Annotated in this window: 23 protein-coding genes, 1 other RNA gene and 1 pseudogene; 5 read left to right on the top strand and 20 right to left on the bottom strand. The window is 51.7% G+C overall.

Going from position 1 to position 18,122, the window contains the following annotated elements:
• Positions 1 to 15: 15 nt before the first annotated feature.
• From P1U71_RS01785 to P1U71_RS01715, 15 genes are all read right to left on the bottom strand, one after another.
• Complete coding sequence (locus tag P1U71_RS01785; protein WP_301103825.1) at positions 16 to 354, bottom strand: hypothetical protein; 339 nt, start codon at positions 352 to 354, stop codon at positions 16 to 18.
• 26 nt (positions 355 to 380) lie between these two features.
• Positions 381 to 1,247 carry a haloalkane dehalogenase gene (locus P1U71_RS01780; RefSeq protein ID WP_367281099.1) on the bottom strand — a complete coding sequence of 289 codons (867 nt, stop codon included), beginning with the start codon at positions 1,245 to 1,247 and terminating at the stop codon, positions 381 to 383.
• 154 nt (positions 1,248 to 1,401) lie between these two features.
• The gene (locus P1U71_RS01775; RefSeq protein WP_301103823.1) at positions 1,402 to 1,560 is read right to left on the bottom strand and encodes a hypothetical protein; all 159 of its coding nucleotides are present in this window, start codon (positions 1,558 to 1,560) and stop codon (positions 1,402 to 1,404) included.
• A 115-nt stretch (positions 1,561 to 1,675) separates the two neighbouring features.
• Positions 1,676 to 1,882, bottom strand: a complete 207-nt coding sequence (locus P1U71_RS01770) for a DUF4169 family protein (RefSeq protein WP_301103822.1) — start codon at positions 1,880 to 1,882, stop codon at positions 1,676 to 1,678.
• An 83-nt stretch (positions 1,883 to 1,965) separates the two neighbouring features.
• The gene (locus P1U71_RS01765) at positions 1,966 to 2,223 is read right to left on the bottom strand and encodes a ribbon-helix-helix domain-containing protein (protein ID WP_301103821.1); all 258 of its coding nucleotides are present in this window, start codon (positions 2,221 to 2,223) and stop codon (positions 1,966 to 1,968) included.
• Positions 2,216 to 3,835, bottom strand: coding sequence for a fumarate hydratase (locus P1U71_RS01760; RefSeq protein ID WP_301103820.1), 1,620 nt, complete (start codon positions 3,833 to 3,835; stop codon positions 2,216 to 2,218). Before P1U71_RS01760 ends, P1U71_RS01765 begins: the two co-directional genes overlap by 8 nt.
• A gap of 54 nt (positions 3,836 to 3,889) precedes the next feature.
• The gene (locus P1U71_RS01755; RefSeq protein ID WP_301103819.1) at positions 3,890 to 4,375 is read right to left on the bottom strand and encodes an SspB family protein; all 486 of its coding nucleotides are present in this window, start codon (positions 4,373 to 4,375) and stop codon (positions 3,890 to 3,892) included.
• A gap of 96 nt (positions 4,376 to 4,471) precedes the next feature.
• Positions 4,472 to 4,805, bottom strand: a transfer-messenger RNA (tmRNA) gene (gene ssrA / locus P1U71_RS01750).
• Positions 4,806 to 4,822: 17 nt separating this feature from the next.
• A complete protein-coding gene (locus P1U71_RS01745; protein WP_301103818.1) occupies positions 4,823 to 5,341 on the bottom strand; it encodes a dihydrofolate reductase in 519 nt (172 codons plus the stop codon).
• A gap of 6 nt (positions 5,342 to 5,347) precedes the next feature.
• Positions 5,348 to 6,142 (bottom strand): thymidylate synthase, encoded by a 795-nt coding sequence (locus P1U71_RS01740; RefSeq protein ID WP_301103817.1) that lies wholly within the window; start codon positions 6,140 to 6,142, stop codon positions 5,348 to 5,350.
• Positions 6,143 to 6,249: 107 nt separating this feature from the next.
• Positions 6,250 to 6,588, bottom strand: a complete 339-nt coding sequence (locus P1U71_RS01735) for a DUF1491 family protein (RefSeq protein WP_301103838.1) — start codon at positions 6,586 to 6,588, stop codon at positions 6,250 to 6,252.
• Between the two features lie 134 nt (positions 6,589 to 6,722).
• Positions 6,723 to 7,298, bottom strand: a complete 576-nt coding sequence (locus tag P1U71_RS01730) for a DNA-3-methyladenine glycosylase I (RefSeq protein ID WP_301103816.1) — start codon at positions 7,296 to 7,298, stop codon at positions 6,723 to 6,725.
• Positions 7,299 to 7,312: 14 nt separating this feature from the next.
• Entirely contained in the window at positions 7,313 to 8,038 is a 726-nt protein-coding gene (locus P1U71_RS01725) for an MBL fold metallo-hydrolase (protein WP_301103815.1), read from the bottom strand.
• A 12-nt stretch (positions 8,039 to 8,050) separates the two neighbouring features.
• Positions 8,051 to 8,422 carry a VOC family protein gene (locus P1U71_RS01720; protein ID WP_301103814.1) on the bottom strand — a complete coding sequence of 124 codons (372 nt, stop codon included), beginning with the start codon at positions 8,420 to 8,422 and terminating at the stop codon, positions 8,051 to 8,053.
• A gap of 81 nt (positions 8,423 to 8,503) precedes the next feature.
• Positions 8,504 to 9,391, bottom strand: coding sequence for a hypothetical protein (locus P1U71_RS01715; RefSeq protein WP_301103813.1), 888 nt, complete (start codon positions 9,389 to 9,391; stop codon positions 8,504 to 8,506).
• Between the two features lie 130 nt (positions 9,392 to 9,521).
• Here P1U71_RS01715 and pyrC point away from each other — a divergent pair, with 130 nt between their 5' ends.
• On the top strand, positions 9,522 to 10,604 hold the full coding sequence (gene pyrC / locus P1U71_RS01710) for a dihydroorotase (protein WP_301103812.1): 1,083 nt from the start codon (positions 9,522 to 9,524) through the stop codon (positions 10,602 to 10,604).
• Positions 10,605 to 10,711: 107 nt separating this feature from the next.
• Positions 10,712 to 11,134: pseudogene (locus tag P1U71_RS01705) on the top strand (GFA family protein).
• 29 nt (positions 11,135 to 11,163) lie between these two features.
• Here the strand turns inward: P1U71_RS01705 and P1U71_RS01700 are convergent.
• Positions 11,164 to 11,427 carry an aspartate-semialdehyde dehydrogenase gene (locus P1U71_RS01700; protein ID WP_301103810.1) on the bottom strand — a complete coding sequence of 88 codons (264 nt, stop codon included), beginning with the start codon at positions 11,425 to 11,427 and terminating at the stop codon, positions 11,164 to 11,166.
• 159 nt (positions 11,428 to 11,586) lie between these two features.
• Between P1U71_RS01700 and P1U71_RS01695 the strand changes: the two genes are divergently transcribed.
• On the top strand, positions 11,587 to 12,576 hold the full coding sequence (locus tag P1U71_RS01695) for an MDR family oxidoreductase (RefSeq protein WP_301103809.1): 990 nt from the start codon (positions 11,587 to 11,589) through the stop codon (positions 12,574 to 12,576).
• A gap of 11 nt (positions 12,577 to 12,587) precedes the next feature.
• Here the strand turns inward: P1U71_RS01695 and cysQ are convergent, their stop codons facing one another.
• A complete protein-coding gene (cysQ, locus tag P1U71_RS01690) occupies positions 12,588 to 13,358 on the bottom strand; it encodes a 3'(2'),5'-bisphosphate nucleotidase CysQ (protein WP_301103808.1) in 771 nt (256 codons plus the stop codon).
• 90 nt (positions 13,359 to 13,448) lie between these two features.
• Positions 13,449 to 14,510: an acyltransferase gene (locus tag P1U71_RS01685; protein ID WP_301103807.1), complete on the bottom strand. Its 1,062-nt coding sequence runs from the start codon at positions 14,508 to 14,510 to the stop codon at positions 13,449 to 13,451.
• A gap of 126 nt (positions 14,511 to 14,636) precedes the next feature.
• Here P1U71_RS01685 and fdhD point away from each other — a divergent pair, with 126 nt between their 5' ends.
• Together fdhD and mobA are read left to right on the top strand one after the other, a co-directional pair.
• Positions 14,637 to 15,503 (top strand): formate dehydrogenase accessory sulfurtransferase FdhD, encoded by an 867-nt coding sequence (gene fdhD, locus P1U71_RS01680; protein WP_301103806.1) that lies wholly within the window; start codon positions 14,637 to 14,639, stop codon positions 15,501 to 15,503.
• Positions 15,500 to 16,129 (top strand): molybdenum cofactor guanylyltransferase MobA, encoded by a 630-nt coding sequence (gene mobA, locus P1U71_RS01675; protein ID WP_301103805.1) that lies wholly within the window; start codon positions 15,500 to 15,502, stop codon positions 16,127 to 16,129. The genes fdhD and mobA overlap by 4 nt, the downstream gene beginning before the upstream one ends.
• Here the strand turns inward: mobA and P1U71_RS01670 are convergent.
• Both P1U71_RS01670 and P1U71_RS01665 read right to left on the bottom strand, forming a co-directional pair.
• Positions 16,126 to 16,974: an EamA family transporter gene (locus P1U71_RS01670; RefSeq protein WP_301103837.1), complete on the bottom strand. Its 849-nt coding sequence runs from the start codon at positions 16,972 to 16,974 to the stop codon at positions 16,126 to 16,128. The two genes, mobA and P1U71_RS01670, sit on opposite strands and share 4 nt — an antisense overlap.
• Positions 16,975 to 17,149: 175 nt before the next feature.
• Positions 17,150 to 18,028 carry a LysR family transcriptional regulator gene (locus P1U71_RS01665; protein WP_301103836.1) on the bottom strand — a complete coding sequence of 293 codons (879 nt, stop codon included), beginning with the start codon at positions 18,026 to 18,028 and terminating at the stop codon, positions 17,150 to 17,152.
• Between the last annotated feature and the right edge of the window lie 94 nt (positions 18,029 to 18,122).

The following is an 18,122-nucleotide window of genomic DNA, read 5'->3' as shown; positions in this document are numbered from 1 at the left end:
GCTTATTATCCTGTGCTAGTGATCAGATGCCTTTAAAAACTTATCTTCAAGCCCCGTGGAGAAGGCAAACCCTTCGGCCGTTAGCACAATTTCCTCTTCCCAGTTCTCCCGCACAAGTCCTTTGCGGCTGAGCGCTGTCCAAACCGATTTATTATTAAGCCCGCTCGCGTCCCGGCTCAACACCGTATAATCCCCGACATGCATGTGATTGCCATGGGCATGGGGCAGGCGGGTAATGCGGATATCGCCGTTGTCCCCAACTGGGCTGGAACTATCCGAGTCGCGTGCCAGTATCTGCAGCAGGGCCAGCGTCTTGCTTTGCAGCGCGTTCAGTTTAATTCGTTTTTTTTCCACAATAATTTCCGCTGAAATCTGGTGATTTATATTTTCGTGATAAATTCTGAAACAGCCTGACCAATCTCGTCGGGGCTGTCTTCCTGAATGAAATGCAATCCCTTAACGGTTACCTCCGTCTGGTTCGGCCAGGTTCGGCAGTATTCACGCTGAGAGCCAATGAGTATGGAGCCGGGATCAGCATTGATGAAAAGCTTGGGCACGCCAGACTGGCTAAGCCAGGCGGAATATTCATCAACAATCTTCACCACGTCTTCAGGCTCCCCGGCAATAGGAATTTGACGCGGCCAGGTCAATGTCGGCCGCCGATCCTCTCCGGCATTCCGGAACGGACGGGTATATTCGCGCTGCTCCTCATCCTCGAGCTTGCGGATGATGGAGGAGGGAAGAACCCGCTCTACAAAGATATTTTTCTCAAGCACCAGCTCTTCGCCGGCTGGGCTGCGGAACGCCTGAAAAATATTCCGGGCACTCTCGGGCCAATCGTCCCAGCTGGCAATGGTTTGAACGATTGCCTCCATATAGACGAGGCCCTTTATCGCAGATTGATTCTGATAGGCCCAGTCGAAACCCAGTGCGGAGCCCCAGTCATGAACGATCAGAGTGACGTTCTCCTCAACCATGAGATAAGCAAGCAGATCGTCCAGAAAGGCGCGGTGTTCCTTGAATGTGTAGCGGTCCGGACCGCTGTCATGCAGTTTTTCAGAATCGCCCATACCGATAAGGTCCGGCGCAATCAGGCGCCCTCGACCTTCCAGATGCGGCATGACATTGCGCCATAAGTAGGAAGATGTCGGGTTCCCGTGTAAAAATATAATCGGATCACCTTCACCTTCCTCGACATAGGACATTTTAAGTCCCCGGATGGTCGCCGATTTCTTCTTGTATCTCATTGCTGCCGTCACGCTAGGTTTGCCTCCCCGATTGCCGGTTTGTATAATTTACGCACAGTGAGCACCAGCCCGGATAATAACGCGAGCATATGAGTTTGCACAACAAAAGAAGTCAGGCGCCAAACTGGCTAGGGGGAACAGAGAATTGATACTCTCAGGATGGACGGGAGCGCGTTTTTTCCTGATAGGTTTTTACAACTTCTATAATGTCATCTACGGTGAGTCCGTCCCGCTTCAGAACAGCCAATATTACTGGGTCTGCCAGCAAATCCTGCAATGCGGGTTCTTGGTATTTCCGTACACCGGTTTCCATTTATACCTCCTATTGCGATCGCCTTTGCGACACGCCGCTACTCAATAAAAGAAGGTTGAGTCATTTCTATGACGTTTATCTGTTATTTTTTTAAACGGAATGTGTAAAGAAAAAGCTAATTTTCGGAAGGCGTTTCATCCTCGCTCTGGTTGGGCAGCTTTTTTTGATCAAGCAAGGCGTCCCGCTTTTTCTGTTTATCCAAATCCTGCTTTTTTTGTGCGGCGGACCGGCCAAAGCTCGTCCGATTGTTACGGGCCGTGTCTTCTGCTTTCTTGCGATTTTGTTTCTTTCGAAACTGGTTCAGATTGACGACATCACCCATGTTGATAGCGACCCTTAATTCGTTGTTGCGCTTAATTTCATATAGGGATGCCGCAGAGTAATCTCAAAATAAATTTTATATGATTATCTTTGTTCCGGCTTCTTTCCGAGGAATTCTTCCAACACAAAAAGGCGAATTGCGCTAGAGAGATTGCCTTGACGTGTCGCGTCTATTTTCGTGATTAGTTCATTAACGCTGAGATCTTGGCGCTTAGCGCTTTTTTTAAACAACTCCCAAAATTTTCGCTCCAGTGACACGCTGGTCCGGTGGCCGGCAATGCTCACTGAATGCTTGATAATATCTGTGGAGGCAGCGCCGGCCGTAAAAGGTTCCTTAGTCATCTTTCTTTCGAGCAAAAAAGTCATTCCCCTTGTCATCCATAACGATAAAGGCCGGGAAATCTTCAACTTCAATACGCCAGATAGCCTCCATTCCAAATTCTTCGAAGGCCTGTACGTCAACTTTCTTGATATTATTTTGCGCGAGGATCGCGGCCGGGCCGCCGATGGAGCCGAGGTAAAAACCGCTATGTTTTTTGCAGGCGTCAACAACAGCCTTACTGCGGTTACCTTTGGCAAGCATCACCATGCTGCCGCCTTCGGCCATGAACTGATCGACATAACCATCCATTCGGCCAGCAGTCGTCGGTCCGAAAGAACCGGATGCATAGCCTTCCGGTGTTTTTGCGGGACCTGCATAATAAATGATATGATCCTTGAAATATTGCGGGAGCCCTTCGCCGTTTTCTAGCAATTCGCGTAATTTGCGATGAGCGAGATCTCGGGCGACAATGATTGTCCCGCTCAGGCTCAGGCGAGTTTTAATGGGATATTGCGAAAGTGTTGCCAGAATGTCCTTCATCGGCCTGTTCAGGTCAATTTTCACCACTTCATCATTGAGATCCGTGTCCGTGACCTCCGGCAGATATTTGGCGGGGTTGGTCTCCAATTGCTCGATAAAGACCCCATCCTTGGTGATCTTGCCCTTCACCTGTCGATCGGCGGAGCAGGAGACACCGATCCCGATCGGTACACTGGCGCCATGGCGCGGCATGCGAATAACGCGGACATCATGACAGAAATACTTGCCGCCGAACTGCGCGCCGATCCCGATCCCTTGCGAGATTTTCAGGATTTCCTGTTCCATTTCCAGGTCACGAAAGGCGCGGCCATGCTCATTGCCTGATGTGGGCAGGGCATCATAGTATTTGGTGGAGGCGAGCTTGACCGTCTTCATGGTGTCTTCCGCGGAAGTGCCGCCAATGACCACGGCGAGGTGATAGGGCGGGCACGCGGCGGTCCCGAGAGACATCAACATTTCCTCGATAAAAGGCACCAGCCGCTCCGGCGTCAGCACACTCGGTACAGCCTGATGGAGGAAGGTTTTGTTGGCTGAACCACCGCCCTTTGCAACGAAGAGAAATTCATAAGAATCGCCATTTATTGCATATAGGTCGATCTGGGCGGGTAGGTTCGTGCCGGTGTTTTTTTCCTCGAACATGCTGATCGGCGCCAGCTGTGAATAGCGGAGATTAGTTTCGGTATAAGTCTTGTAGACGCCTCGGGAAAGCTGCTCCTTATCCGTCCCGTCAGTCCAGACATACTGCCCCTTTTTACCCATGATAATCGCCGTACCGGTATCCTGGCACCCCGGTAAAACCATGCCGGCGGCGATATTGGCATTCTTAAGAAGTTCCGTTGCGACGAACTTGTCATTTTTTGAGGCTTCGTCATCTTCAAGAATTTTTGCAAGTTGCTGAAGATGCAACGGCCGCAGTAGATGGGCGACGTCATGCATTGCCTCCGCCGCGAGCAGGCTCAGGGCTTCGGGCTCTACCTTCAGGATTTGCTTGCCATCAACATCGATTGTCGACACATAATCAGAGGTCAGTTTGCGATAAGGGGTGTCGTCTTTCCCGAGAGAAAACATGTCCTGATAGTGAAATTCGGGCATGGGCTGGCTTTCAATTGATATCGAAACAGAAGAATTGGATGTTCGGAAGATTAGCTATTTTTTACGGAACGCATCAAGGGTTATTACTTCCCCTTGTTTCTCGGGCGCATCGCTTGCTTCCTCATCTGCAGCTTCAGAAGGTTCCGTGAGAGTAGCTTCAGGAGCGGGCGCAATCTCGCTTTCCGGTGCCGTCACCGAGAACTGCAGGCCGAACTGTACTGACGGATCAGCAAAAGCCGTTAAAGCATCGAATGGAACTTTTAGCGTCTCGCGTTTGTGATTAAAACTCAGATCGACAGTAAAATAGTCCTGCTCTACCACGATATCCCAGAATTGATGCTGCAGCACTATTGTCATTTCATCTTTGTAGCGCTCGGACAGATGCGTTGGCACGGATACTCCGGGGAAGGAGGTTTTAAAGGTAATATAGAAATGCTGGTCGCCGGGCAGGCCGTTGACGGCAGCATGCCGAAGTGCGTTGCGAACAACCTCCAACAGCGCATTTTCAACCATTTTCGTGTAATTGATTTCGTCATTCATGTCTTGAATAACCCCCGCCTCCGACGCTTTTTACTTAATTACATTAATTCAATTTATGCGACGAGATACCGAGAAAAGCATCGCGTGATATAAACAAGTGGAGGGGCTTCTGTTGCCAGGTGCCCCTCCGAACCCCGTGTAGTGCAATTAAGCAGCTACGGCAAATGCTTCGTTATTATCGTTAGCATTTATAAAAATGACCCGATGTCGGTGGTATCATGCCGGGCAAAAATTACATCTTTACTGCGCGCGTCGAGCCTATTTCGCCCCCATCAAAAAGACAGCCATTTACTTCAATATCTCTGCCTTTATGGTGGAGGCGCCGGGTACCGCCCCCGGGTCCGCAACGTTTATTCCATGCAACGTTTATCGCCATAGTTGGTTACCCAACGGCTTTAATATAATTCTTTTACGTTGATTTTAAAAGGGGTGATCGCCTCTAATTTTTTATGGCCGCTTTCGCCTGAGACGGATAAAGCTGTGATCGAACATGTCTTTTTCGGATTTTTCATAAAACTCATGGGATAATTCGGTCCAATCGGCGGGGTCAAGCTCAGGGAAATATGTATCACCTTCTATTTCCGTATGAACCCGCGTCAGATAAATCAAATCCAGCTTTTCCATGGCTTGGCGGTAGATCTCGGCGCCGCCGATAATCACCATTTCTTCTGCGCCAATTTGTTGCGCGGCTTCTTCGCCCGCAATCAAAGCATCTTTCAGACTATGTACGACAACGGCCCCGTCAACGGAGAAGTCGGGATCGCGGGTAATCACGATGTGGGGCCGGCCGGGAAGCAGGCCGGGCAGTGACTCAAACGTCTTTCGTCCCATGATGATCGGCTTTTCCATGGTGACTTTCTTGAACCATTTCAGGTCGTTGGAAAGGCGCCAGGGCAAGCCGTTATCGATGCCGATCACCTGATTTTCAGATACAGCGACCATGGCTGAGAGGAGAATGGAGGACATAGCGACCTATACGGCAACCTGCGCCGGAATATGCGCCGCCGCCTGATACCCCTCCAGTTTGAAATCCTCAAAGGTGAAGGCAAAGATGTCTTTAACCTCCGGGTTTATCTGCATGATGGGCAGTTTTCCCGGGATGCGTTCAAGCTGCAGATCCGCCTGCTCCAGATGATTGGCGTAAAGATGCGTATCGCCGAAGCTGTGGATAAACTCTCCGGGCTCCATATCACACACTTGCGCGACCATCATGGTCAGCAGGGCGTAGGAGGCGATATTGAAGGGGACGCCGAGGAACACATCGGCGCTGCGTTGGTAGAGTTGGCAAGAAAGTTTGCCGTCCGCCACATAAAACTGGAACAGGCAGTGACAGGGTGGAAGCGCCATATTGTCCACTTCCGCCGGATTCCAGGCACTGACGATTAGTCGACGGGAATTCGGGTTGGTCTTGATCTGGTGGATGAGATTGGCAATCTGATCGATCGAGCCGCCATCGGGACATGGCCAGGATCGCCACTGCGCGCCATAAACAGGGCCGAGGTCGCCATTCTCATCGGCCCATTCATCCCATATCCGAACGCCATTTTCCTTGAGATATCGGATATTTGTCTCGCCCGACAGGAACCAGAGCAGTTCATGTATGATGGATTTGAGGTGCAGCTTCTTGGTCGTGAGCACCGGGAATCCCTTTGCGAGATCGAAACGCATCTGATGGCCGAAAATGCTATAGGTCCCGACGCCCGTGCGATCCGGCTTGAAAGCGCCCTGATGGCGTACGGTGCGCAAAAGATCTAGATATTGTTGCATCAGGTGATTTCCATTCAGATTTGTAGCAAATGTAGTGGCAGGGTAAATCATGCCCATACTGAATGCCAGCCAAAATTAAGCGAGATTACCTTGCGGCAAGCACGAACTTATTCAATTTTTTCATTCAGAAATGCGCGACCTTCCCGATCCTCGATTTCCAGCACCCATAGATCGGGATCATTCTTTATCCGTCTTTCAATATAGGCGTCGGCATCCGTTTCCTCAACCCAGTCCGAGCCCGTCCCTTTTAACCACATACGCGCGCCGTCCTCGAAATTCGTGGTAGGGGAGAGAACCATGCAGCCCGGTCCCAAGCGGTTTATTTTAAGCAGAACAGAGCCCGCCGTCTCATCGCCGCGCCGGGTTACCATGACGGGTACGTTAAGCGTGGCGCATTTGCGGATATGGGCTTTGATCCAGAGTTCAGCCTTGAGACGGGGTTCCAGTGTTCTCTCCTATTCTGTCAAACTTTGTGTGCTGCAAAAGAGAAGCTCATCGCGGAGACGCAGTAGTCGGTTTCTCCTGTGCAAATTCCCATTTTTCTCACAAAAACACGCTGCTTCTTCCAGAATCTCTTGCCTCATGCAAGCCTCTTGACCTCTTCATGGCGCGGACAGCTCACCACATGGTCATTGATCATGCCGACCGCTTGCATAAAGGCATAGACGATGGTCGGGCCGACGAATTTAAATCCGCGTTTTTTCAGATCTTTTGAAATGGCTTGGCTGAGATCGGTTTCCGCTGGCACGTCACTCATTGACTGCCAGCTGTTTTGCAATGGCGTTCCATCAAGGTAATTCCAGAGCAAGTTTGAGAAGCCGCCGTCCTCTTTTTCCTCAATTTCCAGAAAAAGCTGCGCCCCTTTGATGGTCCCAAGGATTTTAGCGCGGTTGCGGATGATGCTGCTATCCTGCATCAGGGCTTCCACCTTGGTATCGTCATAACGCGCAATGATTTCAGGGTTGAAGTTATCGAAGGCAGCAATAAAATTCTCCCGCTTTCGTAAAATCGTGATCCAGGAAAGTCCGGCCTGAAACCCGTCGAGAATAAGTTTCTCATAGAGTGCGCGGCCGTCATACACAGGTACGCCCCATTCTTCATCATGATAGGCCTTGTAAAAGGGGTCATCCCCGTACCAGGTGCAGCCTTCAGCCATCTATCCGCTTCCTCCTAATCATGTGTTTTCAGCCAGTTTTCTATCAGGGTTTTATACTGCGCGCCATCGAAGCTGCCAAAATGGCCGCCATGTACGACGCGAGGCGAAAGAGTTCTCAGCCGGAGCATGGAGCTGTAATAATCCTCCGCATTGGAATGATATACATTTTCCACCAGAGGGCCGTCATAAATAGTATCGCCGGAAAAAAGGATGCCGCTCGCCCTTTCAAAAAGTGCGAGCCCGCCGGGGGAATGGCCGGAAAGATGCAGCACCTCAAACCATCGGTCACCCAAGTCGACAATATCCCCGTCTTCCAAAAACTTTGTCACCGGCGCTGATTTCACTGAATAGAGGTCAGACCGATATGGCGCCGGCGGAAGTCTGTCAAAGATATCGTCCGTCGCATATTCCTCCGCCAGCGTATTGGCCCGCGTCGGATGCGCGAGGATATCGGCCTCTTTCCGATGGGCCGCCCTTGTCTCAAATTCATGATGGCAGCCGACGTGATCGAAATGGCTATGGCTTGCAATGGCCGTCAATGGTTTTTCGGTAACCAGCGGAATATGCGCGCGCAAGCTTACCACGCCCATTCCGCTATCGATCAACGCATCATGGTCCCGTCCGCGGATATGCCAGATGTTGCAGCGGTAAAAGGGCTTGATATAGGGCTCGTCGATCAGAGTGACATCATCCCCGGCCTTCTGAACCCGATACCAGTCACGAGCGGTCACGCGAATCATATAATCTCTTTCCTACTCCGGCTTGAAGCAGACAGCTTCGATCTTATTGCCGTCGGGATCAAGGACAAATGCCGCATAGTAATTTTCTTCATACTCCCGTTTTCCGGGCCCGCCGTTATCCGTTCCACCATGGACGAGGGCAGTTTCATGAAAGGCGTGTATGGAGGCCCGGTCCGGCGCGCGAAAGGCAAAGTGAAAGCCCCGTGCTTCGCCGATATTTTCATGCTCAACCAGCCAGAAAAACGGATCTCTGCGCGATGGTCCATAGGCGATGGTTTCGCCATAATCCGCGACTTTCTTGAGGCCGATGGTGGATAGCACCGCATCATAAAAGGCTTTCGATTTCTCCCGATTTGTAATGCCGATAGATATGTGATCCAACATTTCATCCCTCCCGTCCTAATGTTCATGATTTGTTCTTATTATTTACGGGAAATATCTTGCCAAGGCAAGGTGAAATTGGCGTTATTGATTCTCCAAAGCCGGGATATCTACGTAATCAGGTTGGATAAGTTTAACCCCGGCGGGTTCCAGTTCATCGGGAGGCGTGGAGAGGCTTTCAAGGCGGACGAGCGCGATGCCTTGCCCGTCGGAGAAAGAGCGTATTTCGGCGATCTCGCGGGCTTGATGGGTAATCTTGTCGCCCTCATGAAGCTCCCCGTCATATTCAATTCGAAACAGGCGCTTCTTGATTTTCGCTCGATGTTTGGTGCGGGCCGTTAGTTCCTGTCCGACATAGCAACCCTTGGTGAAGCTGACACCGTTGAGTTCTTCGAAATTTGCCTCCAGCAGGAAATTCTTTTCCGGAAGAATATCGCGCGCGGCTTCCGGAATACCGAGGCGTAGCCGATGCGTTTCATATGCTTCTTCCGCTGCAAGAGTCGCTGCGGGGAATTGAGTTGCGGGATCGAAATCTGTGCCAGCATATACGCGCACGCCAAGCGCCAGATTACGTGGATCGGCCAAATAGAGTGCCCCGCGCTCTTCCACCACGCCTATTTTCTCCGGGAGGTTGGCGGCGGCATGAGCATCTTCTCCAAACAGGGCAAAAATGCTCTGATCGCTCTCGGTGATGGAGACATCGGCCCGAAGCTTATAGAGAGTCAGGCGGCGGATAAGATCATTCTTCCGATCCGCCGTACAATCAACGAGATAGCTGTCCCCGGACTTCAGAACAAAAAAGTCATGGAGGAACTTGCCTTGCGCCGTCAGAAGCGCCGCATAAATCCCTGATGCGCCGCTCACCCCCTTCATGTCATTTGTGATGAGGTTCTGTAGAAAGTCCCAGACATCCTTGCCTGTCAGGACAAGGACAGTGCGGCTTTCCAATTGTGCGACTGTCAAATTTGCCATGCGTTTCTTTCCAAATTCGGGTCAAATCCCGAATGCCTCTTACAGGTATGACAGGAACGCGCTCTTGGCAAGAGAGGGTATGCGTATTATGAAGAAACCGCAATTTTGACTTTACTTGTGGAATCCCGATATGAGCCAGGCCGACAGCGGACCGAAGACTTCCTTCCAGGCGAGCAATCGAACAGTGATAACCATTCGAAGGCCCGATGACTGGCATGTTCATTTGCGGGACGGGGACATGCTCAACACGGTTGCGGAATATACCGCGCGGCAGTTTGCACGGGCCATCATTATGCCCAACCTCGTGCCGCCTGTGACAACGGTGGCCGCAGCGAAAAGCTATCGGGCACGAATTCTTGCCGCTCTGCCAGGGGGGATGGAATTCACACCGCTCATGACATGTTACCTCACCGACAGCATTGACCCTGACGAAGTGCGGCGCGGGCATGAAGCCGGCATTTTTACGGCGGCAAAGTTATATCCTGCGAATGCGACCACGAATTCCAGCCACGGGGTGACGGATATTCGAATTATATATCCGGTACTGGAAGTGATGCAGCGGATCGGGATGCCACTTCTGGTGCATGGGGAAGTAACCGATGGCGACATTGATATTTTCGATCGGGAGGCGGTCTTTATTGAGCGCGTGATGATCAATATCCTCACGGATTTTCCCGAGTTGAAAGTGGTGTTTGAACATATTACCACAGCCGATGCCGCAGCATTTGTCTCGGAAGGCACTGCTAATATCGCCGCGACTATTACACCGCATCATCTCACCTTTAACCGGAATGCGATTTTTAAAGGTGGGATTCGGCCGCATTATTACTGCCTGCCAATCGCGAAGCGCGAAGAACACCGTCTCGCGCTTCGGAAGGCGGCGACGTCGGGCTCGCCAAAATTCTTCCTCGGAACCGACAGCGCCCCTCACGCAGTGCAGGATAAGGAAACGGCCTGTGGCTGTGCAGGTTTGTTCAATGCCCCCTACGCGCTGGAGAGCTATGCAACCGTTTTTGAAGAGGAAGGCGCCCTCAACCAGCTGGAAGCCTTTGCCTCGGAGAATGGTCCAAAATTTTATGGCCTGCCTCTGAACGATGGCGAGGTTACGCTGGAGCCGGTGGAGACAACGGCTATCGAGCGGGTTGAAACGCCGAATGGGGCGGTGGTTCCTTTTCTCGCGGGCGAGACACTGACATGGAGATTTCGTGGCTAAGCCTAACCCAATAAACGAACTTGAATCTCTTGCATCCTTTCATCTTGAGGGAATACTTGCAGCCAAATATGGTTGTAAAATGAAACAATGAGTAGGAGTCGCTGATCATGATCGGAATCGAAAGAAAAGGAAGCTGTCTCTGCGGGGAAGTGAAAATCAACGCGACAGCGTCCGACAACAACGTAGGAGCCTGTCACTGCCGCATGTGCCGGAAATGGGGTGGCGGGCCGTTCCTGGCGATTGATTGTGGATCGGAGGTTGCGTTCGAAGGTGATGAAAATATCTCGGTTTTTAATTCGTCAGATTGGGCCGAGCGCGGATTCTGCAGGAGTTGTGGCACGCATCTTTATTATCGGCTCAAAGGCAATGGGCAGTATATCATGCCACTTGGACTGTTTGAGGACGATGGCAATTTTGTCATGAATCACTAGATCTTTATCGATGAAAAGCCTGACTGCTACTCTTTCGCCAACAAGACGGCGATGATGACCGGCGCCGAAGTTTTCGCGAAGTTCGCGCCACCGGAATAGGCAAATTCTGATGCGTCCCGAAGGAGGCGCTAGTTCACCAGATACTCGGCGCTACTATACCGTAACTCGCTCGGGCTGATCAGCTTTTTCGAAGCAATGCGAACGGAATGCAGTGGCCCGTCCAGTTCGGCTTCCCAAAAATCCAGAAACTTTTTCAAAGTCGGGTATTTCGGGGACAGGTCATATTCCTGCCAGATATAAGTCTGCAGAAATTCCGGATAGTCGGGAAGGTGATATAAAATCTCTGCGGTTGTTAAGACGTAGCCTTGTAAAATTTTCTCCATCTCTGACATGTTGTTACTCCATTTTACTAAAAATCAGGGGAGCCTCTCTGCCTGTAATATCAATATTAGAAGAAATACATTAATAATCAATTGCTTATGTAATTTTGGCTTTTATTCCCGGTGGTGTAAGGGCTATAAGAGGTAAAATATAATTAAAGGGATATCGAAATGAGCGACACATTCAGGGCTCTGGTCATAGAAGATCAGGATGGAAAACAGCAGGCAGTTTTTAAGGATTTGACCGTTGGGGACCTTCCCGATGAGGACGTTCTTGTCGAAATTTCCTACTCAACGCTGAACTATAAAGATGGCCTCGCTGTTTCGGGTAAGGGAATTGCGCGCCGCTTGCCGATGGTTGGCGGCATTGATCTTGCGGGCACGGTGCTGGAAAGCAAGTCTGCGGATTTCAAGCCGGGTGACAAGGTCATCGTCAATGGTTATGGCCTGTCAGAGCTTTACTGGGGTGGGTATAGCCAGAAGCAGAAGCTCAAATCCGAGTGGCTGATCAAGCTGCCGGACGCTTTTTCCATGCAAGACGCCATGGCCATCGGTACAGCGGGCTATACGTCGATGCTTTGCGTGCTGGCGCTGGAAAAGGCTGGCGTGACACCGGACAAGGGCGATATTCTGGTGACGGGTGCCGCAGGCGGTGTGGGCTCTGTCGCGATTGCGATCCTTGCCAAGCTGGGGTATCAGGTTATTGCATCGAGCGGCCGAGAAGAAACCCATGAATATTTGAAAAAACTTGGCGCCAAGGAAGTTATCAGCCGGGAAGAAACGATGGGCAAGGGGCGCCCTTTCGATAAGGAACGCTGGGCGGGTGCCGTCGATTGCGTCGGCAGTAATATTCTGGCATCGGTGATTGCCCAGACCAACTATGGCGGTGCGGTTGCGGCTTGCGGCCTCGCAGGGGGCAATGATCTACCGACATCGGTTCTTCCCTTCATCCTGCGGGGAGTTTCCCTGCTCGGTGTCGATAGCGTTATGGCTCCACGGGAAAAACGTATCGAGGCTTGGTCACGGCTGGCAACGGATCTTGATAAGTCGCTCTTTGCGGATATAACTCGTCTTGAACCGATGAGCAACCTGCCGACTCTCGCGAATGATATTCTTAAAGGCCAAATTCAGGGGCGTGTCGTTATAGACGTCAACGCCTGAGCTTGAGTGAATTAGGGGCGGCCTTTGGCAACAAAAAATGGGTTGTCATGGCCGTCCTTTCCATAGGTGAGGGGGGCGCCATCAAGTGTCTCTACGGTGCCGCCCGCCGCCTCCAGTATGGCCTGACCCGCGCCGATATCCCATTCCATGGTCCGGCCAAACCGGGGATAAAGATCGGCTCTCCCTTCTGCCAGAAGACAGAGCTTCAGGGAAGAGCCCGCCGAGATAAGCTCCGCCACCTTGAATTTTGCGATATATTCATCGGTCTCCGGTGTTCGGTGAGATCGACTTGCAACAATAGTGAGGCCGTCCGACGGGGCCGGGCGTGCGGCAATGGCCTCCGGTTCATTCTCCTCGTCCTGACGCCAAACCTTACCAGGGCCTTCGGCAAAATAGGTTTTGTTCTTCGCGGGTATATGGATGACGCCCATGGTTGGGCGGCCCTGTTCAACAAGCGCGATGTTGACGGTGAACTCGCCGCGTTTGTGGATGAATTCCTTTGTCCCATCAAGGGGGTCGACTAGCCAGAAGATGCCGCCTGACAGGTCCGGGACCTTGCCCGCCGCCTCGCTCTCTTCTGCGAGAATGGGGATATCGGGTGTCAGTGCCGTTAGCCCCTTGAGGATAATTTTTTCCGCCTCTACATCGGCCTCTGTTACAGGCGATGCGTCGGATTTTGTCTTCACGTCAAAATCCTGCTCATAGATGGTCAGGATCTTATCGCCTGCTTCCCGAGCGATTTTGGTGATGGCCAGGACGAGGGCCGGGCGGTCAAGTGTCATGACTTCTTCCTGATGACGTGATGGGATCGATTTCAGGCAACACCATATCGATAAAAATGGCGATGTCACTCCTGAAACGGGGGCGGAGACCTATTTTGTCGCAATGGGGCTGCGACTCCGCAATTTGAATCTTCTGGCGAGGCCAAGAGAGGGTTTTTCAACGATCATCCAGGAAACAATGGCGCAAATAAGGGCCAGTGGAAGTGCGTAGAGGATATTGAGAAACGGATTAGTAACGCCGGCATAGGCAACGAGTTGCTGAATGGGAAAGGCGTATATATAGATGCCGTAGGAGTAATCCCCGAAGCGATTATAGCCCCTTATTTTTCCGACCGGCAAAAAGGCCAGCAGAAAAATGATGTAGGAAAGGGATAACATGAAAACTTCCCTGAAAACCACACTGTCGTATAGGAGCGCCGTCAGGATGATAAGCGCTCCGCCAATTCCCCAGTTTAAAATAATTTTCTGGCGCCACACAAAAAGGATAACACCGACCATGAAGGGAAATGCCAGCTTGGCAAGGGCAACAAGGCGGGATTGCGGCTCGAAGAATATGATGGCGGCATAGGATGCAATAAAGGCAATCCAAGCCAGAAGCATCAGGCGTGGGGACTTTAGCAGCCCTGCTATTCCCAATAACGTCACAAAGAAATAACAAATCAGTTCATGGCTCAACGTCCAGAGAGGAATGTTGATTGAGCCGCCGACGGGGTTTCCTTTAAACACGCCCGGCAAATACTGTTCAAGCGAGAATAGTGTAAAATTGCGCAAGATATATTCCGGTGCCGCCAGCCATACCGCCTGAACATTCGCGACGGTAATCAGCGGGGCCAATATCAACGCCGTGATGAGCAGAACAACAAGCAGCCCCGGAAAAATACGCATCACACGCGAAAGCCAGAACCGCTTAAGATTCGGATCACGGTCATAGCTCTGTGCAATGAGATATCCAGAGATCGCGAAAAATATCGAAACACAGATAATTCCAAGGTCAATCCCATGCAAAACATCGGCGAGGGGCTGCTCGGCGATATTGCCCGTTGAAATGGGCCAGGCGTGTGATACCAGTACACCGACGGCAGCGAGCATTCTGATCAGGTTCAGATTGTTGTCGCGGCCCTTGTCAACATCAGACAAATATACTGCCGTCATGAAATATATCTCCAATCCACCACCGGAAAGCTCCGGCAATCGGAAATAACAGGTCGATTACTGCCTGCCAAACTGCTAATTTAACACGAATTTATTTACAAAGAAATGTAAGGGTAACGTCGCGGGATGAAGGAATTCACGGTCACTCCGGACCCTGATGCTCCGGGCTTGAGCGAAAATTTGCAAGGTGTCGACCAGAATGGCGCGGCGGTTCACCTGCCTGTCGTCGTTGAGAAGCCGCTTACGCTGTTTCTGAATGGTCAGGAGATCGTCACGATGATGACCATTGGTGACTATCCGGACTATCTCGCCCTTGGATATTTACTGAACCAGAACATGTTGCAGGCGGATGATGAGGTAACGGGCATTGACTATGACGATGACCTTGGCGTTGTCGTGGTCCGCACCGACCGGGAGACGGACTTCGAAGAAAAGTTAAAGAAGAAAACCCAAACTTCCGGCTGCGCGCAAGGCACCGTTTTTGGTGATGTCATGGAGAAGTTTGAGGATATCATCCTTGATCCGGAGGTTATGCTCAAAACCTCCTGGATCTATTCTTTATCCCGCAAGATAAATCAGCAACCCTCCCTCTATCTGGAAACCGGCGCCATTCACGGCTGTGTCCTCTGCGAAGAGGACCGCCCGCTGATCTATATGGAGGATGTGGGGCGGCATAATGCCATCGATAAGATCGCTGGATATATGTGGCGGCAGGGCATCTCTCCCAAGGCCAAGATTTTCTATACGACGGGGCGGCTGACGTCCGAGATGGTGATCAAAACGGTCCAGATGCAAATTCCGATTGTCATTTCCCGGTCGGGCTTTACGGCCTGGGGCGTCGACCTTGCCCGTCAAGCCAACCTGACCCTGATCGGACGGGCAAAGGGCAAGCGGTTCGTTTGCCTGTCGGGCGCAGACCGGTTGGTTTTCGACATAGACCCAGCAACCGTACCGGAAGAATCCAGCAAGCACCAACGAAAGGCCGCACGATGACGGGGCGCGCGCAGAAATTTCCCTGCCTCTTGTTGGCGGGCGGGCGGTCGCGGCGGATGGGCGGCGGGGCAAAGTTTCTTGAAAGGCTGGGCGGCAAGACACTGCTCCTGCATAGTATCGACACCCTCCGTCCGCAGGTCAGTGAGTTTGTGCTGAATATGAATATGGAAGCAGGGGAGGATATTCCGTCGGATATTCCCGTCATAAAGGACAGTGTGTCCGGATTTGCGGGGCCTCTCGCGGGGGTATTAACCGGTATTGAATATTTTAATAAGAAGAACGTTGACTCAACTCACATGCTAAGTGTGCCAACAGATGCACCCTTTATTCCCGCAGACCTTGTCGAGCGCCTGGCATCTGAAATCAGGAGTACTACCAATAAAATTGTTATGGCGAATTCGGTCGGGAGGGTGCATCCTGTTGTCGCGCTCTGGCCCCTCGCCCTTGCCGTCGATCTGAGGTCTGCGCTGGTTGAGGAAGACCTCCGTAAAATTCTTGTGTTTGCGGACCGCTATCCGCGAAGTGAAGTTATCTGGGGCGAGGATGAAGGCGATCCGTTCTTCAATATCAATCGTCCGGAAGATCTCGCAGAAGCAGAACGCCGATTGTCCCACTCTCCCACCTAGCGTGATTTGGATGGTATGTTGATAAGGGCGACGCCGAGGATGGCCGTTGCCAATCCCAATCCGACGATCAGGGAAAACTGCTCTCCCAGGATGACGATGCCCAGCATCACCCCAATACCCATTCGCAAGTAGCTTTGGCTCGCAGTGCCAAGAGACCCCAAGGTATTGATCAGCCGGAAATAAAGGAGCAAAGCAAGCGCCGTTCCGAAGGTGCCGAGGATGACAACAGCGGTGAGGGATTCAATGGAGGGAGAAAGTGTCCAGGGTTGATCAATGATCAAGCTCGCCGGAATAAGGACCAGCGATGCCGAGATCATGACGCCCGCCGCCGTAACGGTCGGCGGAAGGGCGGCGAACTTCCGACCATTGATCGCCGCATAGCCATACAGCATGGCGCTTGCGAGGATCGCGAGTTGGGCGATAACCTGCTGCCCGAGGCTTTGCAGGGCATCGACGCCGATGATCAGGATCACGCCCGCAAGCCCGATAAAGGCGCCTGCAATCTTTCGTGCCGTTACTGTCTCATGCCGCGTGATGATCCAGGTCAGCAGAAAGACGAAAATCGGTGATGTCGAATTCAGCACTGAGGCTAGTCCGCTCTCGACATATTGTTGGCCCCAGGCGAGAAGCGTCCAGGCACCGAAGCTGTTGAAGAAAGACTGGATCGCAAAATTCCGCCATGTCGGCATATCTTTAGGCAGCCGATATCCCTGTCGCCAGATAACGACCAGCAGGACAAGTGCCGCGACTGATACCCGAAGCGCTACGAGAGAGGCTGGCGGAATTGTCTCGACGCCGATGCGGATAAGCAGATAGGAGGATCCCCAAAGGCTCGCGAGGAGGATAAGCAGGAGATATTCTCTCGTTCGATTGACGGGTAATGTGGAAATGAGACTGGCCTTTGTTATGTGCGTTGACTACGGCCAGAAGGATAGATTTATATTCTGGTTATTGCTTCGCTCCGGATCGAACTATCAGTAGCATGATACAACGCGGCGCTGATGGGAAGAAATATGTTGATTAGCTCTCGCCCATCAGTTTTTCCCGGCGCTGCTCGACAACATCACTCAGGAAATCGCTGACGGCTTTGATGCGGGCAAGGTCATGAATATCCTCGGGAGTATTCAGCCAGTAACTTCGTTCGATGCTTATCTCATCAGGGAGTATGGGAATGAGCTCAGGATATTCATCGACGGCGAAGCAATGCAGGATACTGATCCCGGCACCGGCAAGGGTTGCCTGAAACTGAAAAACAATGCTTGAGCTTTTAAGGCTGACATTTGGGTTTCCGATAACCTCACTCAAGTAGAGAAGTTGCGGGTCCGGCACCAGTTCCTCGATATAAGAAATGAAGTTGTGATGGCGCAAATCTTCCCGCGTATTGATTGGCCAATGATTTTCAAGGTAGCTCTTTGTGGCATAGAGCCGGAGCCGGTAATCCGTCAGCTTCCTGGAAATAAGACGACCGGATTTCGGGCGGCCGAGGGTGATGGAAAGGTCCGCCTCCCGCTTTGAAAGGCTGACAAAACGATCATTAGCGACGAATTCAAGCTCTATTTCTGGGTGCCGTTTCTGAAATGCGGCGAGCTCTTGCGACAGAAACTGGCTACCAAATCCTTCCGGCACGCCGAGGCGCACTGTCCCTGTCAGGGTCTGGTTTTCGCCCCCGACCGTATCCTGCACAGAGGCGGAGGCAGTCTCCATCTGTTCCGCCAACGGGAGTAGTCTCTCTCCCGCTTGGGTCAGGACAAATCCGCGTGATGTCGCCTCGAACAATTTGGCGTCCAGCTTTTCTTCCAAGGCGAGAACCCGGCGACCCACAGTGGTATGATCTACCTTGAGTGCTTTAGCCACTTCCGTCAGGCGGCCTTTACGGCTAAGCTCCAGAAAGAAACGAATGTCGTTCCAGTCAAAAATAAGAAATACCTCATGTGTAATTTTACACAGGGAATGTGCGTTCTTATCTAATTACTTTGCAATTTTACCTATGTAA

The sequence above is a fragment of the Sneathiella sp. genome (genome assembly GCF_029233945.1).
GTDB lineage: Bacteria > Pseudomonadota > Alphaproteobacteria > Sneathiellales > Sneathiellaceae > Sneathiella.
The sequence above is the reverse complement of the archived record's forward strand: the minus strand, read 5'-3'. Positions and strand labels throughout refer to the sequence as shown.